The sequence below is a fragment of the Streptomyces botrytidirepellens genome (genome assembly GCF_003721215.1).
Classification (GTDB): Bacteria; Actinomycetota; Actinomycetes; order Streptomycetales; family Streptomycetaceae; genus Streptomyces; species Streptomyces himastatinicus.
Map to the genome: position 1 here is coordinate 1 of NZ_RIBZ01000300.1, position 19,645 is coordinate 19,645.

The 19,645-nt window shown below is 72.3% G+C and carries 15 protein-coding genes and 1 pseudogene; 13 read left to right on the forward strand and 3 right to left on the reverse strand.

Translation table 11 applies throughout. The features are described 5' to 3' along the window. The 4 genes from EEJ42_RS24980 to EEJ42_RS24995 form a co-directional block, all read left to right on the forward strand. Positions 1–3,696, forward strand: a 3,696-nt coding sequence (locus EEJ42_RS24980; protein WP_246097347.1) for an SAV_2336 N-terminal domain-related protein, incomplete at its 5' end; no start/stop codon positions are given. A 143-nt stretch (positions 3,697–3,839) separates the two neighbouring features. Next, the gene (locus EEJ42_RS24985; protein WP_123103091.1) at positions 3,840–5,510 is read left to right on the forward strand and encodes an IS200/IS605 family element transposase accessory protein TnpB; all 1,671 of its coding nucleotides are present in this window, start codon (positions 3,840–3,842) and stop codon (positions 5,508–5,510) included. A 57-nt stretch (positions 5,511–5,567) separates the two neighbouring features. Continuing rightward, on the forward strand, positions 5,568–6,503 hold the full coding sequence (gene hemC / locus EEJ42_RS24990) for a hydroxymethylbilane synthase (protein ID WP_123103093.1): 936 nt from the start codon (positions 5,568–5,570) through the stop codon (positions 6,501–6,503). Positions 6,504–6,676: 173 nt separating this feature from the next. Further along, positions 6,677–7,177 (forward strand): hypothetical protein, encoded by a 501-nt coding sequence (locus EEJ42_RS24995; protein WP_123103095.1) that lies wholly within the window; start codon positions 6,677–6,679, stop codon positions 7,175–7,177. A gap of 46 nt (positions 7,178–7,223) precedes the next feature. Here the strand turns inward: EEJ42_RS24995 and EEJ42_RS25000 are convergent, their stop codons facing one another. Continuing rightward, positions 7,224–8,630 (reverse strand): phytoene desaturase family protein, encoded by a 1,407-nt coding sequence (locus tag EEJ42_RS25000; protein ID WP_184503260.1) that lies wholly within the window; start codon positions 8,628–8,630, stop codon positions 7,224–7,226. Between the two features lie 77 nt (positions 8,631–8,707). Then, on the reverse strand, positions 8,708–9,535 hold the full coding sequence (locus EEJ42_RS25005; RefSeq protein WP_123103099.1) for an inositol monophosphatase family protein: 828 nt from the start codon (positions 9,533–9,535) through the stop codon (positions 8,708–8,710). 175 nt (positions 9,536–9,710) lie between these two features. Between EEJ42_RS25005 and EEJ42_RS25010 the strand changes: the two genes are divergently transcribed. The 9 genes from EEJ42_RS25010 to EEJ42_RS25050 all read left to right on the forward strand — a co-directional run bounded on the left by EEJ42_RS25010 (position 9,711) and on the right by EEJ42_RS25050 (position 19,409). Continuing rightward, a complete protein-coding gene (locus EEJ42_RS25010) occupies positions 9,711–10,592 on the forward strand; it encodes a transketolase (RefSeq protein ID WP_123103101.1) in 882 nt (293 codons plus the stop codon). Then, positions 10,589–11,560 (forward strand): transketolase family protein, encoded by a 972-nt coding sequence (locus tag EEJ42_RS25015; RefSeq protein ID WP_123103103.1) that lies wholly within the window; start codon positions 10,589–10,591, stop codon positions 11,558–11,560. Before EEJ42_RS25010 ends, EEJ42_RS25015 begins: the two co-directional genes overlap by 4 nt. After that, positions 11,547–13,109 carry an FGGY family carbohydrate kinase gene (locus tag EEJ42_RS25020; protein ID WP_123103105.1) on the forward strand — a complete coding sequence of 521 codons (1,563 nt, stop codon included), beginning with the start codon at positions 11,547–11,549 and terminating at the stop codon, positions 13,107–13,109. The genes EEJ42_RS25015 and EEJ42_RS25020 overlap by 14 nt, the downstream gene beginning before the upstream one ends. After that, positions 13,106–13,894 carry an SDR family oxidoreductase gene (locus EEJ42_RS25025; protein WP_123103107.1) on the forward strand — a complete coding sequence of 263 codons (789 nt, stop codon included), beginning with the start codon at positions 13,106–13,108 and terminating at the stop codon, positions 13,892–13,894. The genes EEJ42_RS25020 and EEJ42_RS25025 overlap by 4 nt, the downstream gene beginning before the upstream one ends. A gap of 35 nt (positions 13,895–13,929) precedes the next feature. After that, on the forward strand, positions 13,930–14,952 hold the full coding sequence (locus tag EEJ42_RS25030; RefSeq protein ID WP_123103109.1) for an ABC transporter permease: 1,023 nt from the start codon (positions 13,930–13,932) through the stop codon (positions 14,950–14,952). A 92-nt stretch (positions 14,953–15,044) separates the two neighbouring features. After that, on the forward strand, positions 15,045–16,022 hold the full coding sequence (locus EEJ42_RS25035; protein ID WP_246097348.1) for a sugar ABC transporter substrate-binding protein: 978 nt from the start codon (positions 15,045–15,047) through the stop codon (positions 16,020–16,022). A 34-nt stretch (positions 16,023–16,056) separates the two neighbouring features. Then, complete coding sequence (locus EEJ42_RS25040) at positions 16,057–17,562, forward strand: sugar ABC transporter ATP-binding protein (protein WP_123103111.1); 1,506 nt, start codon at positions 16,057–16,059, stop codon at positions 17,560–17,562. A gap of 7 nt (positions 17,563–17,569) precedes the next feature. Beyond that, positions 17,570–18,601 (forward strand): sugar-binding transcriptional regulator, encoded by a 1,032-nt coding sequence (locus EEJ42_RS25045; protein ID WP_246097350.1) that lies wholly within the window; start codon positions 17,570–17,572, stop codon positions 18,599–18,601. 40 nt (positions 18,602–18,641) lie between these two features. Then, entirely contained in the window at positions 18,642–19,409 is a 768-nt protein-coding gene (locus tag EEJ42_RS25050) for an SDR family oxidoreductase (RefSeq protein WP_123103113.1), read from the forward strand. A 43-nt stretch (positions 19,410–19,452) separates the two neighbouring features. Here the strand turns inward: EEJ42_RS25050 and EEJ42_RS25055 are convergent. Beyond that, positions 19,453–19,645: pseudogene (locus tag EEJ42_RS25055) on the reverse strand (sugar phosphate isomerase/epimerase family protein); the annotation flags it as partial.

The following is a 19,645-nucleotide window of genomic DNA, read 5'->3' on the forward strand; positions in this document are numbered from 1 at the left end:
CACGCCCCCGGCGGGCCCGGCAGCGCGGACGCCGAGCCACCCGGCGCGCGGCGCGGGCTGCCGCTGCGCGTGCCCGAGGACAAGGCGCTGCACCAGGAACTCTCCATCGGCCGTGCCCTGCGCCCGCTCAAACAGCACCGCCCCAATCCGCTGAAGCGGGAGTTCGACGAGGTCGCCACCGCGGCGGCGCTCGCCGAGACCGGTCTGCCGGACGTGGTCACCCGCCCCGCCCGCGAGCGCTGGCTCGACCTCGCGCTCGTCGTCGACGACGGCACGTCGATGCTGCTGTGGCGGCGGCTGGCCGCCGAGCTGCGCACGGTGCTGCAACGCTCGGGCGCCTTCCGCGTCGTACGCGTACTCGGCCTCCACACGCGCGGCGCCACCGCCCCCGCGCTGCGGACCCGGCCCTACGACCCGGACGCGCCCCACCTCCCCACGACGGCGCTGTCCGACCCGTCCGGGCACACGCTGGTGCTGGTGGTGAGCGACGGGGTCGGGGCCGCGTGGCGCGACGGGCGGATGGGCCAGGTGCTGGCGCGCTGGGCGGGGGTGGGGCCCACCGCCGTCGTGCACGCCCTGCCGCCCCGGCTGTGGGACAGCTCCGGCATCCGTACGCGGCGCTGGCAGGTACGGACCCGCAGGCCCGGCTCGGCCAACGCGGACTGGGCGGTCGCCGATCCGGTGCTGCCCAGCGCCCTGGCCCGGTTCGACGGGGTGCCCGTGCCCGTACTGGAACCGGAGGCCGGGCCGCTGGCGGACTGGGCGCGGCTGATCGCCTCCGCGAGCGGCACGGCCGTCCTGCCGCTGCTCGCCCCACCGCGCGGCGCCCCCGTGGCCGCCCGCCCGGCCCCGGTGCCGTCTACGGCTGATGAGCTGGGCCGCGTCCAGCTGTTCCGGGACGCGGCGTCCCCGGAGGCGTACCGCCTGGCAGCCCATCTGTCGGCGGTCGCCCCGCTGCCGGTGCCGGTGATGCGGATGGTGCAGAAGGCGGTGGACGGGCGGTCCGACACCGGTCGGCTGGCCGAGGTGTTCCTCGGCGGGCTGATGCGCCCGGTCGAGCCGCCCGCCTCGGCGGGCCCGGACCCGCTGCCGCCCGAACACCGCCCCTTCGCCTTCACCGACGCCGCCCAGCAGGCGCTGCTGGGAGCGGTGCCGCTGGCCGAACTGGTCGCGACCAGCCGGACCATCGGCCGCCGCCTGGAGGAACTCGCGGGCCGCTCCCCCGACTTCCCGGCCTGGCTCGCCCACACGGCAGGCACCGACCGCCTCCCACCCGGCGCCCGGCCCTTCAGCACCGTGGAACGACGGCTCGCGGCCCGCCTGGGGGCGCCTTCCTCGGCGTTGACGACCGGTATGGCGGCGGCACAGTGGCGCCCCCTCGACGGCCGTGGTCCGGAGGTGATCGGTCCGTACCGGCTGCGGAGAGTCGGTCCGCCGGGGTTGCGCGTCGCGCGCTACCTGGGCCGGGACGCGTACGGCGAGGAGGCCGTCGTCAGCATCGTCCACCCCCAACATCAGCCCTACGGCGCCGCGCTGCTCGGCGTACAGGCGGAGGCGCTGCGCCGGATGAACGGACGCCATGCGTGCGTTCTGTTGCGCGAGGGGCTGGGCGACGACCCTCCGTGGATCGCGGAGGAGCCCTTCGTCGCGGACCGGCTGGACGACCTCCTCCGCTCGAACACCACGGAGTGGGACGCGCACACCGCCCTCGGGATCGCCCGAGGGGTCGCGGACGCCGTGCGGGTGTGTGCCGCGGAGGGAATGGTGCACGGTGACCTCACCATCAGCACCGTGCACCTGGCCGGCAAGGACGTCATCCTGGCCGGCTGGTCCTCGGCCTGCATCGACGGCGTGCCGTCCCCGTTCTCGGACGGGCGTCCGCCGCCGACCCCCGAGGACAACGTCGAGGCGCTGGGCGAGATCCTGCTGCGCCTCGGTGGCGGGGGGCATTGGCGGGGGCCCGGCCATGACGTCTACGACATGCCGGGCTGGGACGCCGACGCCTGGGCACCGGTCCGCGCCCTGGTGATGGCCTGCCTGGAGCGGCAGAACCGCCCGACCGCGCACGAGGTGTGGCAGCTCCTCATGGACTTCCGGCCGGAGACGGCACCACCACAGTCGGCGTCCTCCGCCCATGAGGCGGAGGCCGAACCGGAAGGCGGCCAGCCGTCGTTCCCGGGGTACGAGATCGACCGCAGGCTCGGCGGCAGCGGGGGGTACGGCGTCTATCTGGCCCGTCGGACACGCGACTTCCGCAAAGTCGTGATCCGCACCGCCCCGGGCGCCGAGCGGACACTGTGGGCCGAGGCGGAAGCACTGCGGCGGATGTCCGGGCACTACGCGCCACGCCTCTACACCGCCGCCTCCGGACTCGTCCCTCCTTGGAATGCGATGGAGTTCGTCAGCCTCCCCGACGGCTCCCCGGCCCCGACGCTGTCCTCGTTGCTGGGCGGCGGCGCGGCCCGGCTGGACCCCGTGCACGCCGCCACCATCGGCCTTCGCCTCGCCGAGGCGGTGAACATGTGCGCGCTGAAGGGCATCGTGCTCAGGAAGCTGACGGCGGACAGCGTGCTCGTCCTCGACCGTACGGTGAAGCTGACCGGCTGGACGGACGCGGCCATCGACGACCTCGGCCCGGAGGCTCCCACCCATGCGGACAACGTCTACGCCCTGGGCAAGATCCTCCGCGCCATATGCGACGCGCAGCCGACCGCCCAGCTCAGCCAGACGGGGGCGCTGTGGCGCGAACCCCGGCTACTGGCAATCATCGGCGCGTGTCTGAGCGACCGTCCGGCACGGCGTCCGACGGCGGGTCATGTGGCGGACGTCATCGTGCAGTGCCTGCCGTCCACGCAGACGTATGGCGACACCACGCCGTACGACCTGGAGTCTGCGGACGCCCAACTCCCGGCCGAGGCACCGGACACCCCCGCTCCCACTCCCCAGGCCCGACCCCACCGTCTGTCGTCCCGTTTCCGCTTCGGCGGAAAGGCCCAGCGGCAGCGCAAACTCGACCTCATCCGTACACCGCTGACGGCCACCCACCGCATCATGGTGATCAGTGACATGGCGTCGGCCGAGCGAACCGCGACAACGCTCGTGCTCGGCTCGATCCTCGCGAGCGAACGCGAGGACAAGGTCATTGCGTTCGACGAGAACCCTTTCCGCATCGCCATGGGTCCCGCCGGACAGACCCCGTCCGGGCTGGAGATCCTCGCCGGGGGCTCCCGGCCGGGCGACCCCACGAACCTTGCCCCCCACGAGGAGACCCGCCACGCCATCGCCGGCCTGAGCGGCCACTGCGCGGTCGTCCTCGCCGACATCGGTTCGTTCGACCGCGGCGGACGGGAAATCCTCGACCTCGCCGACCAGCTGATCGTCGTCACCACCACCTCCCATGAGCACAGGTGGAGCGTGCGCACGGTCCTGGACAGGCTGGAGGAGGACGGTCACGCGGAATTGGTACGCGACGCCCTCACCGTGATCAAGAGGTCGTCCGAGACCGAGGCCCGGACGGACGACGAGCTGGCGGAGGGCTTCCGGAACCGCTGCCGTGGCGTGGTGGTCGTGCCGTACGACGACTACGTGGCCACCCGGAGCGATGTCGACCTCGAACGGCTCGCCCCCAAGACCCTAGACGCGTATGTCGACCTCGCGGCGCTGGTCGCGGAGCGGTTCGGACCTGCTGGCGTTTGACCGTGCATGAGTGTGCTTCCGCAAGCGTAAGTGAGCATGGCGCCGGCGGCCGAGACGTGTGTGAGGGCCTGGGATCGATAGGAACGGGGGTTTGCTCATCGAATGCGTGACCTTTTGTGGGTGGGGGTCGTTGGACAGGGCGAATGCATCTTCGATGCCGGGTGGGAGTGAAGGGGTTGGGCGACGTTCGGGGGGTGGTGGCGCCGTTCGTGGTGCCTGGCCCAGCGGGGACGGCCATCCGGGCGCGACTGCGCGTGTCGGGGCTCGATGCGGCAGTCCTGACCGAGGTGGGGGTGTTCCTCGGTGGACTGGCTGCGGGTGATCTCGCGGTGCGTTCCCGGCAGGGCCTGGAGCACGACAGTCAGACTTGGGCGGTGCGCAAGCGGGAGCTGACGGGGGTCTCGTCGGCGCGGTGGGCGGGCAGTATCACCAAGGCCACCCACGATCAGTGGGCCCTGGCCCGGCGCGGGCACGCCGCTGAGATGGCGTGGTTGCGCAAGCAGATCGCCTCGATCGAGGCGCGGCTGGCGCGCCCGCTGGGGTCGAAGGCAGACAAGCGGGAAGGACTGCCGCGCGGGTACGGCTTGCGGACCGAGTGGCATGCCAAGTCCCGCCGCCTGCACGCGCTGCGGGCCCGGCTGGCCGGGGTGGAGGCGGACTGGGCGGCGGGCCGCGTGCGGGTGGTGCGCGGTGGGAAGAAACTCGCGCACCTGCGCCACCACTTGGACCAGGTCGGACTGAGCGAGCAGGCGTGGCTGGAGCGGTGGAAGGCAGCGCGGATGTTCCTGGCCGCCGACGGGGAGTCCGGTAAACGTCTCGGCAACGAAACCATTCGCATCACCGCCACCGGGCAGCTCTCGATCAAGCTCCCCGCCACGCTGGACCGTCTGGCCAACGCACCGCACGGCCGGTATGTGCTGGACGCGACCGTGGCGTTCCACCATCGGAGTGAGGAGTGGCGGGACCGGATCACGAACAACCGGGCGGTGGCCTACCGCATTCACCTCGACCCGGTACGCGGCCGCTGGTACGTGACCGCGTCCTGGCAACGCACCCCCGCCCCGCTCCTGCCCCTGGAAGCGGCCCTCGCCCGGAGTGTGGTCGCCGTCGACATGAACGACGATCACCTGGCCGCCTGGCGCCTGGACGTGCACGGCAACCCGGTCGGTGAACCCCACCGCTTCTTCTACGACCTGGCGGGTAGCGCCCAGCACCGGGACGCCCAGATCCGGCACGCCCTGACCCGGCTGCTGCACCACACCCGCGCCACCGGGGCGGGGGCGATCGCGATCGAGGACCTGGACTTCACCAACGGCCGGTGCCGGGAGAAGCACGGCCCCAACAAACGCTTCCGCCGCCTGATCTCCCGCTTCCCCACCGCGAAGCTCAAGGCGCGGCTGGTGGCCATGGCCGCCGAGCAGAACATCGCCATCGTCGCAGTCGACCCGGCCTATACCTCCCGGTGGGGCGCCCAGCACTGGCAGCAGCCCCTCACCACCAGCAACCGCAAGGTTTCCCGGCACGATGCGGCCAGCATCGCGATCGGGCGACGCGCCCTCGGCCACCCGATCCGGCGACGGACGGCACCGCCCCACGACGACCAGAGCGATCGCCGTGGGCATCGGACCGCCCAGGCCCGACCGGACACCCGACGGCGTGAGGAACCCCGCCCCCGCATCCCCGGACCACGGACAAGAGCCGAGCCGCCCGGCAGCGGAGCGAACGCGGGCGACCAGCGTGCCCAAAACCGTTCGGAGCACGCGGCTGAGCAACAGCTGTCCTGGAAACAGGACTCACTCCCGCTCAGTCCCTAGGAACGGTTCCCCGGGGCGGGCCAATAGCGCCCCCTCGGAGGGCCTATCCTCTACGCCATGTCGTCCGCCGATCTGATCCGCATCGTCTCCCGTTCCTCGCCCATGGCCCTCGCCCAGGTCGAGCGGGTCCGCACCGAGCTGGCCGCGCTGCGGCCCGGTATCCGGACGGAGGTCGTGCCGGTCACCACCTCCGGCGACCGCTGGATGGGTGATCTGTCGAAGCTGGGCGGGAAGGGCGCGTTCACCAAGGAGGTGGACGCCGCGCTGCTGGCCGGTGAGGCGGATCTCGCGGTGCACTGCATCAAGGACGTGCCCGCCGACCGGCCGCTGCCCGCGGGCACGGTCTTCGCGGCCTACCTCAAGCGGGACGACATCCGGGACGCGGTGATCCACCCCGAGGGGCTGACGCTGGACCAGATGCCGGAGGGGACCCGGATCGGCACCTCTTCGGTGCGGCGCGTCGCCCAACTGGCCGTCACCCACCCGCATGTGGAGTGCGTTCCGATGCGCGGCAACGCCAACCGGCGGCTGGAGAAGATGGCGGCGGGCGACTGCGACGCGCTGATGCTGGCCGTCTCGGGGCTGGAGCGGATCGACCGCACGGACGTGATCAGCGAGATCCTTCCGGTGGAGACGATGTGCCCGCCGATCGGCGCCGGGGTGCTCGGGCTCCAGTGCCGGGAGGACGACACCACCACCATCGACGCGGTCGCCGGGCTCGGTGACGCCGACGTGTGGAAGGAGATCACCGCCGAGCGGATGCTGCTGCACGTGCTCCAGGGCCACTGCAACTCCCCCATCGCGGGCTACGCCAAGGCCGAGCGGGACGGGCGGCTGTCGCTGCGCGCCCGGGTCTTCAGCCCGGACGGCAAGACGGTGCTGGACGCGCACGAGTGGGCGGGCCCGCTGGACCCGGCCACCCTGGGGACGTCGGTCGCGGTGGCCCTGCTGCGGCAGGGCGCGCGCGAGGTCATCGACAGCATCCCGCACTAATGTCCGGTCACATGCCCGGAGAGTCATCTGATTGACCGAATTTCCTCACTTTACGATCTGGCCTGCTTATTTAGGCACGCACCGGAGGTCATGGCAGATCGGGTCACGACTGGGCACCCTTGGAGGCGCTTTCAGCGGACTCGTACCATCCGACCTCCGGGAGGAAGACGGACATGACCTCGACGACGAACCGGGCCGAGCAGGGCCCTCGCCGACGCGGCCTGCGGCGCACACTCTTCGGCGCCGCCCTCGCGTTCGGCCTGGCGGCCCTCACCCCGCTCACGGCCGAGGCCGCGGCCGGGCAGAGCGCGAGCTACGGCAATCTGCCCCATGAAGGCCGGTACTCCGAGCAGACCGCGTGCTCGGGCCGCTACACCCAGCCGAACGTGCGGGGCGGGGCGACGAAGAAGGCGGTGTACCAGGGTCGCACCATCACCCTGAAGTACTTCCACAACTCCGGCTGCGGCTCGTTCGCCCGCATCGAGAACGCACCGCAGGGCTGCGCGGCGCACAGCAACCGGCTCGACGGCAGCAAGATCGTGTGGGTGCTGGAGACCGTCGACCCGGGCATCGACTACGCCTCCACCAAGGTGATCAACAACCTCGACGGGCGCCGGAGCCGGGCCGTCCTCATCTGCGACAACCAGACCCTGGCCTCGACCGCCTGGTACTAGACCCTATCGGTGAGCATCGGTGGACCCGCCCCTCGGCGGGTCCCCGCTACCGCCCCCGCAGCCGCCGCCACACCGCGCGGGCCGCGTGGTGGCCCGACATGCCGTGGACGCCGGGGCCCGGCGGGGTGGCGGAGGAGCAGAGGAAGACCGCGGGGTGGGGCGTGGCGTACGGGACGCGGGCGAGCCGGGGGCGGATGACGGCCTGGAGGCCCTCGAAGGCGCCGCAGGCGATGTCGCCGTCGATGTAGTTGGCGTTGCGGGCGGCGAGTTCGGGGGGTCCGGCCGTCGCGCGGGCCAGCACCAGATCACGGAAGCCGGGGGCGAAGCGGTCGAGCTGGCGCTCGATGGCGTCGGTGAGGTCTCCGGTCCAGCCGCTGGGGACGTGGCCGTAGACCCAGAAGGTGTGCTTGCCCTCGGGGGCGCGGGTCGGGTCGATCAGGCTGGGCTGGGCGGAGATCAGGAACGGGGCGGCCGGGGGGCGGCCGTCGAAGGCGGAGCGCAGGGCGGTGCCGATCTCGCCCGCGGTCGGGCCGATGTGGACGGTCCCGGCGCGGCGCGCCTCCGGCGCGGTCCACGGCATCGGGCCGTCCAGCGCGTAGTCGATCTTGAAGGCGCCGGGCCCGTAGTGGTAGCGGCGGTAGGCGTTGCCCAGCCCGGCGATCCGGGCCAGGGCGCGCGGTGAGGTGTCGAAGATGTACGCGCGGGCCGGGGGCAGCTCGTCGAGCCGCTTGACCTCCGTGCCGGTGTGGATGACCCCGCCCTGTTCGCGCAGGTACGAGCCGAGCGCGTCCGCGATCGCCTGCGAGCCGCCGCGCGGCATCGGCCAGCCGACCTCATGGGCCGCGATCGCGAAGATGAGGGCCAGACCGGCGGTGGTCGGGGCGCTGGTGGGCGCGATGGCGTGGCCGGCGAGCCCGGCGAGTATGGCGCGCGCCTTCTCGCCGCGGAAGCGGCGGCTGAGGAGCGAGACCGGCAGGAGGGCGTTCAGCCCGAAGCGGGCCCAGGTCAGCGGGTCGTGCGGGACCCCGTCCCACTGGGCGCGCAGCACATCGGGGGCGAACGTGGCCCACTTCCCGAGGTAGGGCGCCATGAGACGGCGGTACGCCCCCGCGTCGCGCGGGCCGAGCGACCGGGCGGTCTCGCCGACCGAGCGGGCCAGCACCGCGGCGCTGCCGTCCGGAAAGGGGTGGGCGAGCGGCAGTTCGGGGTGCAGCCACTCCAGTCCGTGGCGGCCGAGCGGCATCCGGTCGAAGGCCGGGGATCCGACGGCGAGGGGGTGCACGGCGGAGCAGGGGTCGTGCCGGAAGCCGGGCAGGGTCAGCTCTTCGGTGCGGGAGCCGCCGCCGATCGCGTCGGCGGCCTCGAAGATCTCCACCGCGCAGCCGCGGCGGGCGAGTTCGACCGCCGCGGTCAGCCCGTTCGGCCCGGCACCCACCACTACCGCGTCGAGCATCGACGGCACGTCGGCCTCCTCCTCGTCGTTGAGGTCCCCGTCACCCGGGACCGGCCCCTCCGGGGCCGGTGGATCACTCAGCCGGCGGCGGCCAGCAGGCCCAGGATATGCCGTACGGTCGCCTCGTTCCGCGCCGCCGTGAAGGGAAGCGCGTTGCCTCCGGCGATACGGAACGGCTCGCCCGACAGCGTCGTGCTCGCCCCGCCCGCCTCGGCGACCAGCAGCAGCCCGGCGGCGTGATCCCAGGCGTTCTCCCAGGTGAAGGCGATCGCGTCGAGACGGCCGCGGGCGATGTTGAGATATTCGAGACCGGCCGAGCCGCACGGGCGCGGCGCCACGCCGTCGGTCCGCAGCCCGGCCAGGGCGCGCTTCTCCAGGTCGGTGGTGAAGTCGTAGTGGGATATGGCGACTTCGAGGGGCTTGCCCGGCTCCGGGGCCCCGGCCCGCAGCGGCTCGCCGTTGAGGAAGGCGCCCCGGCCGCGGCGCGCCACGGCCATCAGGTCCTGCGCGGGGGCGTAGGTCCAGGAGGCGAGGAGTTCGCCGTGGTGGGCGAGGGCGACGAGGGTCGCGAAGCCCGTGTCGCCGTGGACGAACTGCCGGGTGCCGTCGACCGGGTCGACGATCCATACGGGCGCGTCGCCACCGAGGTGCTCGAGGAGTCCGGGATCGGCGTGCACGCCCTCCTCGCCCACCACGACCGAACCGGGCAGCAGCGCGGTGAGCGAGGCGGTCAGGTGCTCCTCGGCCTGCCGGTCGGCGGTGGTCACCAGGTCGTGCGGGCCCTTCTTCTCCACGATCTCGTGGGCGGCGAGCTGCCGGTAGCGCGGCATGATCTCCGCGGCGGCCGCCGCGCGCACCGCCTGCTCCACCTCGGAGAGATCACTGGCAAGAAAGTCATCGAACATGTGGTCATCGAATCACGCGCCGCCGACATGAGGTGACCGGATCGCGGCCCGAGGGTGGCATCGACGTGAACGCCTCCGGCTTCTGCGCAATCCATTGACACATGGCTGAAACACGACCTACTTTTCCAGCACCACAATTCACTAGTGAATAGATATTCACGTCAAGGACGTTCAGATGCTCAGCACAGACCCAGTCGGCGCCGAACAGTTCCGGGCGCGCCGTCAACGCATCGCCACCCAAGACCCGGACACCCAGGTCCGCGAGCTCCGCCAGCTGGCCGCCGAGGTGCGCCGGACCGTGGTGCAGATGATCGACAAGGCGCAACTCGGCCATATCGGCGGCGACCTGTCGGTGACCGACATCCTCGTCACCCTCTTCGGGCGGGTGCTGGACGTGGATCCCGCCCATCCCCGCAGACCCGACCGCGACCGGTTCATCCTCAGCAAGGGGCACTGCGCGGCCTCCCTGTACGCCACACTCGCCCACTGCGGCTACTTCCCGCCATCCGAGCTGTCCACCTTCATGGCCCCGCTCTCCGCGCTCAACGGCCATCCGAACCGGACCAAGGTCCCGGGCGTCGAGACCAACACCGGACCGCTGGGCCACGGCTTCCCCGTCGCGGTCGGCTGCGCCCTGGCCGCCCGGCTCGCGGACCGCTCGTACCGCACGTACGTCGTCCTCGGCGACGGCGAGCTCCAGGAGGGCAGCAACTGGGAGGCGGCCATGACCGCCGCCCACTACGACCTCGGCTCGCTCACCGCGATCGTCGACCGCAACCGCCTCCAGCAGGGCGCCCGTACCGAGGAGACCAAGCGCCTGGAGCCGCTGGCCGAGAAGTGGACCAGCTTCGGCTGGGAGACGCGCGAGGTGAACGGGCACGACCACGCGCAGCTGCTGTCCGCGCTGCGCCCCTCTCCCACCGGCAGGCCGGTCGCGGTGATCGCAAACACGGTCAAGGGCAAGGGCGTGTCGTTCATCGAGGACCGGGTCGAGTGGCACCACAAGGTGCCCGACGCCGGACAGGTGCGCACCGCGCTGGAGGAGCTGAGCCGATGACCGCCGGACTCATACCCGAGAACGCCGCCCAGACCTACGACTGCCGCCAGGCCTTCGCCGAGGAACTGATCGCCCTGGCCGCCGAGGACCCGCGCGTCGTCGCCGTCTGCAACGACTCGGTGGGGTCGAGCAACCTGGTGCGCTTCCGGGAGCTGTACCCCCACCGTCTGATCAACGTCGGCATCGCCGAACAGGACCTCGTCGGCGTCGGGGCCGGGCTCGCCAACGGCGGGCTCGTCCCCTTCGTGAGCGCGGCGGGCCCGTTCCTCACCGGCCGGGCCACCGAGCAGATCAAGACCGACGCCGCCTACAACGGGCTGCCCGTCATCCTGTGCGGGCAGAGCCCCGGCATGGCGTACGGGGAGCTGGGGCCGACGCACCACTCGATCGAGGACCTGTCGTGGATGCGGGCCATCGCGGACCTGGCCGTCGCCGTCCCGGCCGACCCGGCCCAGACGCGCGCCGCCGTGCGCTGGGCCGCCTCCCACGACGGCCCGGTCTATCTGCGCATCCCCCGGTTCAAGATCCCCGCCGTCACCCCGCAGGACGCGCCGTTCCAGCCCGGGCGCTCCCTCCAGCTGACCGACGGGGACGACATCACGGTGATGGCCGTCGGCACGATGGTGTCCCGGGCGCTCACCGCCGCGGAGACGCTGCGCACCGAGGGCATCGGCGTCCGCGTGCTGAACATGACCTTCGTCGAGCCGATGGACGTCGACGCGGTGCTGCGCGCCGCCCGCGAGACCCGCGGCATCGTCACCGCCGAGGAGGCGACCACCACGGGCGGGCTCGGCGCGGCGGTGGCCAGCGTCGTCGCCCAGAACCGTCCGGTGCCCATGCGGATCCTGGGGGTGCACCGCAGGTTCGCGCCCACCGGCAGCGCCTCCTTCCTGCTGGAACACTTCGGCCTGACCGCCGACGGCATCGCCGTCGCCGTCCGGGAGCTGCTGGCCCATGAGCACCGCTGAACCGCTCGTCCTGGCCATCGACCAGGGCACCAGCGCGACCAAGGCGATCCTGGTCGACCGGCGCGGGGACATCGTGGCCCGCGGCTCGGTCCCCCTGGAGCTGTCCACCCCCGCCCCGGGGTGGGTCGAACAGTCGGCGGAGGAGATCTGGGCCGGTTGCGGGCGGGCCGTCGCCGCATGCCTCGACGGCCGGGACGCCTCGTCCGTCGCCGCCATCGGCCTGAGCACCCAGCGCGAATCGCTGCTGCTGTGGGACCGGGCGACCGGGGAACCGCTGAGTCCGCTGGTGAGCTGGCTGGACAAGCGCACCGCGGGCGATCCGGCACTGCTGCGGGCCGTGCCCCGCGCGGAGCTGGTCCGCGAGGTCAGCGGGCTGCCGCTGGACCCGATGTTCTCGGCTCCGAAGGCCGCCTGGCTGCTGGACCGGTACGACCCCGACCGCCGCCGCGCCCACGCGGGCGAGCTGTGCCTGGGCACGGTCGACTCCTGGCTGCTGTTCAAGCTCGGCGGCGCTCATCTCATCGAGGTCGGCAACGCGGCGCGCACCCAGCTGCTCGATGTGCGCCGGTGTGCCTGGGACCGGCGGCTGACCCAGATCTTCGACGTACCCCTGGAGGTGCTGCCCCAGGTCGTACCGTCGCAGGGCCCGTTCCCCAGCGCCCGCGGACTGGCGCCGCTGGCCGACGGGGTGCCGGTCACCGCGGTGCTCGGTGACTCCCACGCGGCGCTGTTCGCCCACGCGGGCTGGGCGCCGGGGACGGTCAAGGCGACGTACGGGACCGGGTCGTCGGTGATGGCGGTGGTCCCCTCGGCGGCCCGGGTCTCCTCCGGGCTGTGCCTGACCGTCGCCTGGCAGACCGGCGGGAACCCGACCTGGGCGGTGGAGGGGAACGTCCGTTCCACCGGCGCCACCGTGAACTGGCTGGCGGGCGTGCTCGGCCGCGGCCCCGCCGAACTGGCGGAGCTGGCCGCCGACAGCAGCGAGGGCGTGGTCGTCGTCCCCGCCTTCGGCGGTCTTGGCGCCCCCTGGTGGGACGAGAACGCGGTGGGGCTGATCAGCGGGCTCACCCTGGGCACCCAGGCCGGGCACCTCGCACGGGCCGCGCTGGAGTCGATCGCGTTCCAGGTCGAGGACGTGGTGGCGGCGGTCGAGCGGGAGACGGGCCCGGTCACCCGGCTGCTCGCGGACGGCGGGCCGACCGGCAACCCGGTGCTGATGCGGCTCCAGGCCGACACCAGCGGGCGGCTCGTCGAACGCGCCCTGGCCCGCGACCTGTCGGCCCTCGGCGCCGCCCATCTCGCGGGGCTGACCCGCGGCGTGTGGGACCGGGACGCCCTGGAACGGCTGGACCGGCCCCGCGAGAGCTACCCACCGGACGGCGACGAGACCACCCGGGCCCGCAGGCTCGCGCACTGGCACACGGCGGTACGCCGCGCCCGCCTCCAGGCCACCTCCGGCGACAGCGTCCCGGCCCCGGCTCCCCCGCCGCGGACCGCCGCCGTACCGCACCGCACTCCCGAACCCTCGACCGCCAAAGGAGCGTCATGACAGCGCGATACGCGGGACAGGGCGTCATGGTCACCGGGGCCGCGCGCGGCATCGGCCGGGGAATCGCCGCCCGGTTCGCCGGTGAGGGCGCCGATGTGCTGCTGGTGGACACGGACGCCTCCGTCGAGGACACCGCCCGGGAGCTGGCCGACGACAGCGGCACCCGCACCCTCGGCGTCCGGGCGGACGTCACCTCCCCCGAGGACGTGGCCCGCGCCGTCGGGCTCGCCGAGTCCACCTGGGGACGGCTGGACGTCCTGGTCAACAACGCGGGCGTCATCACCATCAGCAGGCTCGAAGACCTGACCCATGACGACTGGCAGAAGGTCCTCGCCGTCAACACCACCGGCACCTTCCTGTGCGCCCAGGCCGCCGCGGCCGCCATGCGGCGGTACGGACGCGGCGGACGCATCCTCAACGCGGCCTCGGGACAGGCACGGCAGGGCTTCCTCTACACACCGCACTACGCGGCCAGCAAGTTCGGGGTGGTCGGCCTCACCCAGTCCCTGGCCAAGGAGCTGGCCGGGGACGGGATCACGGTCAACGCCTACTGCCCCGGGATCGTCGGCAGCGAGATGTGGGACTACAACGACCGCGCCTGGGGCCGGCTGCTGGGCGACTACGCGCCCGGGGAGCTGATGGCCGAGTGGATCGCGGGAATCCCCCTCGGACGCGCCGGCACCCATGACGACATCGCCAACCTGCTGCTCTTCCTCGCCTCGCGGGAGGCGGAGTACATCACCGGCCAGACGATCAACGTCGACGGCGGGATGTTCATGAACTAGCTCCGACGACGTCGGAGGACCACTCGGAGGTTTCGATGAGCACGACCGGCAACGCCGCAACGGCCGTTGACACACCACCACCCCCCGCAGGCGCCGACCGCCCCCGGCTGCCGTCCTGGGTGACGGGCATCCTCACCGGATCGCGCGGCCCCGCCCTCGGCCTGCTCGCCATGTGCGTCGTCTTCTTCATCGCGACGCCGTACTTCCTCACCCAGAGCAATCTGCTCAACATCGTCGACCAGACCGCCGTCCTCGGTCTGCTCGCGCTCGGCATGACCGCGGTCATCGTGATGGGCGGCATCGACCTCTCGGTCGGCGCCGTGCTGGCCCTCGCCACCATGGTGGTCGGCTGGCTCTCGCACGACCAGGGATGGCCGCTGTGGCTGAGCGCGGTGGCCGCGATCGGCGTCGCGGGCGCATGCGGGCTCGCCAACGGGCTGGGCATCACCTACACCAAGCTGCCACCGTTCATCGCCACGCTGGCCATGATGTCGATCGCCCGCGGCCTGGCCAACGTCATCACCGACGGACAGCAGATCGTCGGGTTCCCCGACTGGTTCGACAACCTGTCCACCATCCGGTACGTCGGCATCTTCACCGCGTGCACCGCCGTGCTCGCCGCGCTGTACGTGGCGGGGTGGGCGTACATGCGCTACCGGAGCGGCGGCCGCGCCCTGTACGCGATCGGCGGCAGCGCCGAGGTCGCCCGGCTCGCCGGGATCAAGGTCAAGCAGCGGACCGTGCTCGTCTACACCGTCACCGGCCTGCTGGCGGGCCTGGCCGGGGTCTTCCTGACCATGCGCCTGGACTCCTCCCAGCCGAGCGCGGGAACCGGCTACGAACTCGACACCATCGCCGCCGTGGTGATCGGCGGGGCCAGCCTCAGCGGTGGCGTCGGCTCCATCACCGGAACCCTGATCGGCGTGCTGATCATCGGCGTTCTGCGCAACGGCCTCAACCTGCTGGGGGTCTCGCCGTTCATCCAGCAGATCGTCATCGGCCTGGTGATCGCGCTGGCCGTCATGCTCGACGTGCTCCGTCGTCGCGAAGCGCGCTGACCGCGCCCCGCTCCAGCTCTCCCCCTCTCCCTCCCCCCTCTCCCTCTCCCCCCTCTTCTCTCCCCCGGGCACAAGCCAAGGAGTTGGTTCCCATGAAGACACGAGCGACGACACGCGTCGTGATAGCCACCGGAGTCGCGGCCGCCATGGTGGTCGGCGTCACCGCCTGCGGACGCGGTGGCGACGGTGCGAAGACCGCCGACGGCAAGCAGATCACCATCGGGCTGGCCGTGGCCAACCTCCAGGCCGACTTCTTCAACCAGATCAAACAGTCCGTGACCGCCGAGGCCAAGAAGAAGGGCATCAAGGTCATCGTCTCGGACGCACGCGGCGACGCGGCCACCCAGGTCAACCAGATCCAGGACTTCATCAGCCGTCAGGTCAGCGCCATCATCTACATCCCCGCCGGTGCCACGGCGGCGGGCGTCCCCGTGAAGGCGGCCAACCGCGCCAAGATCCCCGTGGTCACCGTGGACCGCAACCCACCCGGTGAGCCCGGCAAGTCGTTCATCGCCAGCGACAGCGTCGCGGCCGCGCGGACGCTGGGGAACTACGTGGTCAAGGAGTCCGGCGGCAAGGGTCAGCTCGCCATCCTCCAGGGCCAGATCGGCACCACCCCGCAGGTGGACCGGCAGAAGGGGTTCGGGCAGGCCCTGAAGAACGCGCCCGGCATCAAGGTGGTGTCCCAGCAGCCCGCCGACTGGGCCCAGGACAAGGCGTACTCCGTCTCCCAGGACATGCTCCAGGCCCACCCCGGCATCGACATCCTGTGGGGCCAGGCCGACGCGATGGCACTCGGCGCCGCCCAGGCCGTCAAGGCGTCCGGCTCGCACAAGAAGCACCTCATCGTCGGCTTCGACGGCGACATCGCCGGGCTCAAGGCCGTCCGCCGGGGCACCATCGACGCCACCATGGTGCAGCAGACCCGCAAGATGGGCCGGATGTCGGTCAACACCGCCGTGGACATCATCAAGGGCAAGAAGGTCCCGGCCCAACAGCTTCAGCCCGCCTTCCTCCTGACCAGCAAGGACAAGAAGAAGGCCACCCAGTTCATCAACACCCACCCGTAAACGGCGGCAGGGACGGCAGAGAGGAGCCGCGGCGATGGAATACGCCGGAAAACACCCGGCGGCGGGGCCCTCCCAGGGCCTGGTCGTCCGGGGGATATCCAAGCGGTTCGGGGTCACCCAGGCGCTCGACCGGTTCGACCTGGAGGTGCGCCCCGGGGAAGTGGTGGCGCTGCTCGGCGAGAACGGCGCGGGCAAGTCCACCGTGTCCAACGTCATCGCGGGCACCTTCCCCTCCGACACCGGCGAGATGACCTGGCAGGGGCAGCCGTACGAGCCGAAGTCCCCCGGGGACGCCATCAGCCACGGCATCGGCCTGATCCACCAGGAGATGCGCCTGCTGCCGGACCTGTCCGTGGCCGAGAACGTGTTCCTCGGGCGGCTGCTGCGCCGGGGCGGGCGGATCGACCGCGGCGAGATGAACCGGCGGGCACGGGAACAGCTGCGGCGACTGGGCCTCGACATCTCCCCGACCCGGCTGGTGCGCACCCTGCGGGTGGCCGAGCAACAGCAGGTCGAGATCGCCAAGGCGCTGACCCTGGACGCGCGCCTGCTGATCCTCGACGAGCCCACGGCCGCCCTCGGCGGCGAGGAGACCGATCACCTCTTCGAGCGGATCGACGCCCTCCGCGGTGAGGGCATGTCGTTCATCTACGTGAGCCACCGGCTGGAGGAGATCGCCCGCATCTGTGACCGCGTCGTGGTGATGCGCGACGGACAGCTCGTCGCCACCCACGACACCGCGCAGGTGCCGGTGGTCCAGCTGGTGGAGGAGATGGTCGGGCGCAGCATCGAGCGCATCTTCCCCGACACCGGAACCGCGGGCACCCGGGAAGTGCTCCGGGTGCGGAACCTGACCGGGCCCTCCTTCCAGGACGTGTCGTTCAGCGTCCACGAGAGCGAAGTCCTCGGCATCGCGGGCATCGTGGGAGCGGGCCGCACCGAACTGGTGCGGGCCGTCGCGGGCGTCGATCCGGTGACCGGGGGCACGGTGGCAGTCGAGGGCCGGGCCCTGCGGCTGCGCGGGCCCAAGGAGGCCATCGAGGCGGGTGTGGTGCTGGTGCCCGAGGACCGCAAGGGCCAGGGCGCCGTCCTGGACCTGTCGATCGGCGACAACGTGGCCCTGCCCAACCTCGACCGCATCTCCCACCGCGGCTGGCTGAGCCCGCGCCGGGTGGCGGCGGTGGCCGGTGAGGCGATCGGTCTGATGACCGTCAAGGGGCGGGCCGGGCAGCCGGTGCGGACGCTGTCCGGCGGCAACCAGCAGAAGGTCGTCATCGCCAAGTGGCTGGAGCGCAAGCCCAAGGTGGTCATCCTGGACGAGCCGACCCGCGGCATCGACGTCGGGGCGCGTGCCGCGATCTACGAGGTGATCGCGGACCTGGCCCGCTCCGGCATGGCGGTCATCGTGGTCAGCTCCGACCTCGACGAGGTCCTGGGCCTGTCCCACCGGGTGCTCGTGCTCAGCCGGGGGCGGCAGCGCGGCATCCTCCCGGCGGCCGAGGCGACCGACGCCGCGGTCATGCGCCTGGCCACGGCATGATGCCGTTATGCATCCCCACAACCGGACCGGCAGCCCCGTGACCCGCACCACACGCATGGCGACCAGCGACGAGCAGCTGCGGCTGATGACCCGGATCGCCCGGCTCTACCACGAGCAGGGCATGCGGCAGCCGCGCATCGCGGAGGAGCTGCACATCTCCCAGGCACGCGTCTCCAGGCTGCTCAGCCAGGCCGCCAAGCTCGGCATCGTGCGCACCATCGTGGTGCCGCCCGAGGGGGTCTTCGCCGAGCTGGAGGAGGAGGTCGCGGCCCGGTACGGGCTGCGCGACGTGGTGGTCGTCGACGTCGAGGGCGAGGCCGACTCCGTCATCCCGGCGCTCGGCGCGGCGACCGCGGTCTATCTGGAGACCACGCTCATGGAGGGCGACCGGCTGGGCATCTCCTCGTGGAGCGCCACGCTGCTCGCGGCGGTCGAGGCCATGCGCTCCCGGCCGGGCGGGCGGTTCCTGGAGGAGGTCGTCCAGCTGATGGGCGGGGTGGGCGATCCCCAAGTCCAGGTCCAGGCGACCCGGCTGATGGGGCGGCTCGCCGAGCTGACCGGTGCGGAACCGGTCTTCATGTCGGCCCCCGGGCTGGTCGCCGGGGCCACCGTGCGGGACGCCATCCTCGCCGACCCCAAGGTGAGCAGCGTGGCCGCGGCGTGGAAGAACCTCACCATCGCCATCGTGGGCGTCGGCAGCCTCGAACCCTCGCCGCTGCTGCGCCGCAGCGGCAACATCTTCTCCGACGACGACCAGGAACAGCTGCGCGGGCTCGGCGCGGTGGGCGACATCTGCCTGCACTTCTTCGACGAGCACGGCACCCTGCTCGACACCGAGTTGAACGACCGCGTCATCGGCATCACCCCCGATGTCTACCGCGCCGTGCCACGCCGCGTCGCGGTGGCCGGCGGCGACCGCAAGTACGCGGCGATACGGGCCGCGGTGCTGGGCGGCTGGGTCGATGTCCTGATCACCGACCTGGGAGTGGCCCGTCGACTGGCGGGCCGCCCCGACCGAACCGAACGACAAGCGCCCTAGCGGCGGCGAGCGCCGCGGCAGCATCCCTCAAGGAGCACTCATGCCCGTCCCCTCCTTCCGCCTCGACGACAGCGTGGCCCTGGTGACCGGAGCCGGCAGCGGCATCGGCCGGCGACTGGCGATCGGGCTCGCCGAGACGGGAGCCGATGTCGGCTGCCTGGACCTGCCGGGCAGCGATCTGGCCGGTACGGTCGAGGCGATCGGGAACGCGGGGCGGCGCGCGGTCGCCCTCCCCGCCGATGTGACCCGGGCGGAGGACCTGGCGGAGGCGGTGGCCACGGTCGAACGCGACCTGGGCGCCCTCCGCCTGGCGGTCAACGCCGCGGGCATCGCCAACGCCTCCCCGGCCGAGGACATGCCGCCGGAGCAGTGGCAGCGGGTCGTGGACGTCAACCTCACCGGTGTGTTCCTCTCCTGCCAGGCGGAGGGCCGGGCGCTGCTGCGCAACGGTGGCGGTGCCATCGTCAACATCGCGTCCATGTCGGGCACCATCGCCAACCGGGGGCTGACCCAGGCCCACTACAACGCCTCCAAGGCCGCCGTGATGCAGCTGACGAAAAGCCTGGCCACGGAGTGGTGCACCCGCGGCATCCGGGTCAACAGCGTGAGCCCGGGCTATACGGCCACGCCGATGAACCTGCGCCCCGAAGTGGCCGAACGCGTCGCCCAGTTCGAGGCGGACACCCCGCTGGGCCGGATGGCGACGGTGGACGAGATGGTCGGCCCCACCGTGTTCCTGCTGAGCGACGCGGCGAGCTTCGTCACCGGTACGGACCTGCTGGTGGACGGCGGGGTCACCTGCTGGTAGCAGCCCGTCGCCCCGCCGCCTGCCTTCTTCCGCTTCACCGGGGTCAGGACCAGCGCGACAGGCCCGATTCGGCCAGCTGGGCGGCGTTGCCCGCCAGCAGCTCAAACGGGTCGTGATCGGTGATGTCGATCTCCGCGACGTGCCAGCGCAGCCCGGGCCCGGCGGCCCGGACGGCGGCCGGGGCGTCCACGTCGCCGGTGCCGAGCGGGGTCTGCGGCTCGCCGCGCCGCGCGGGG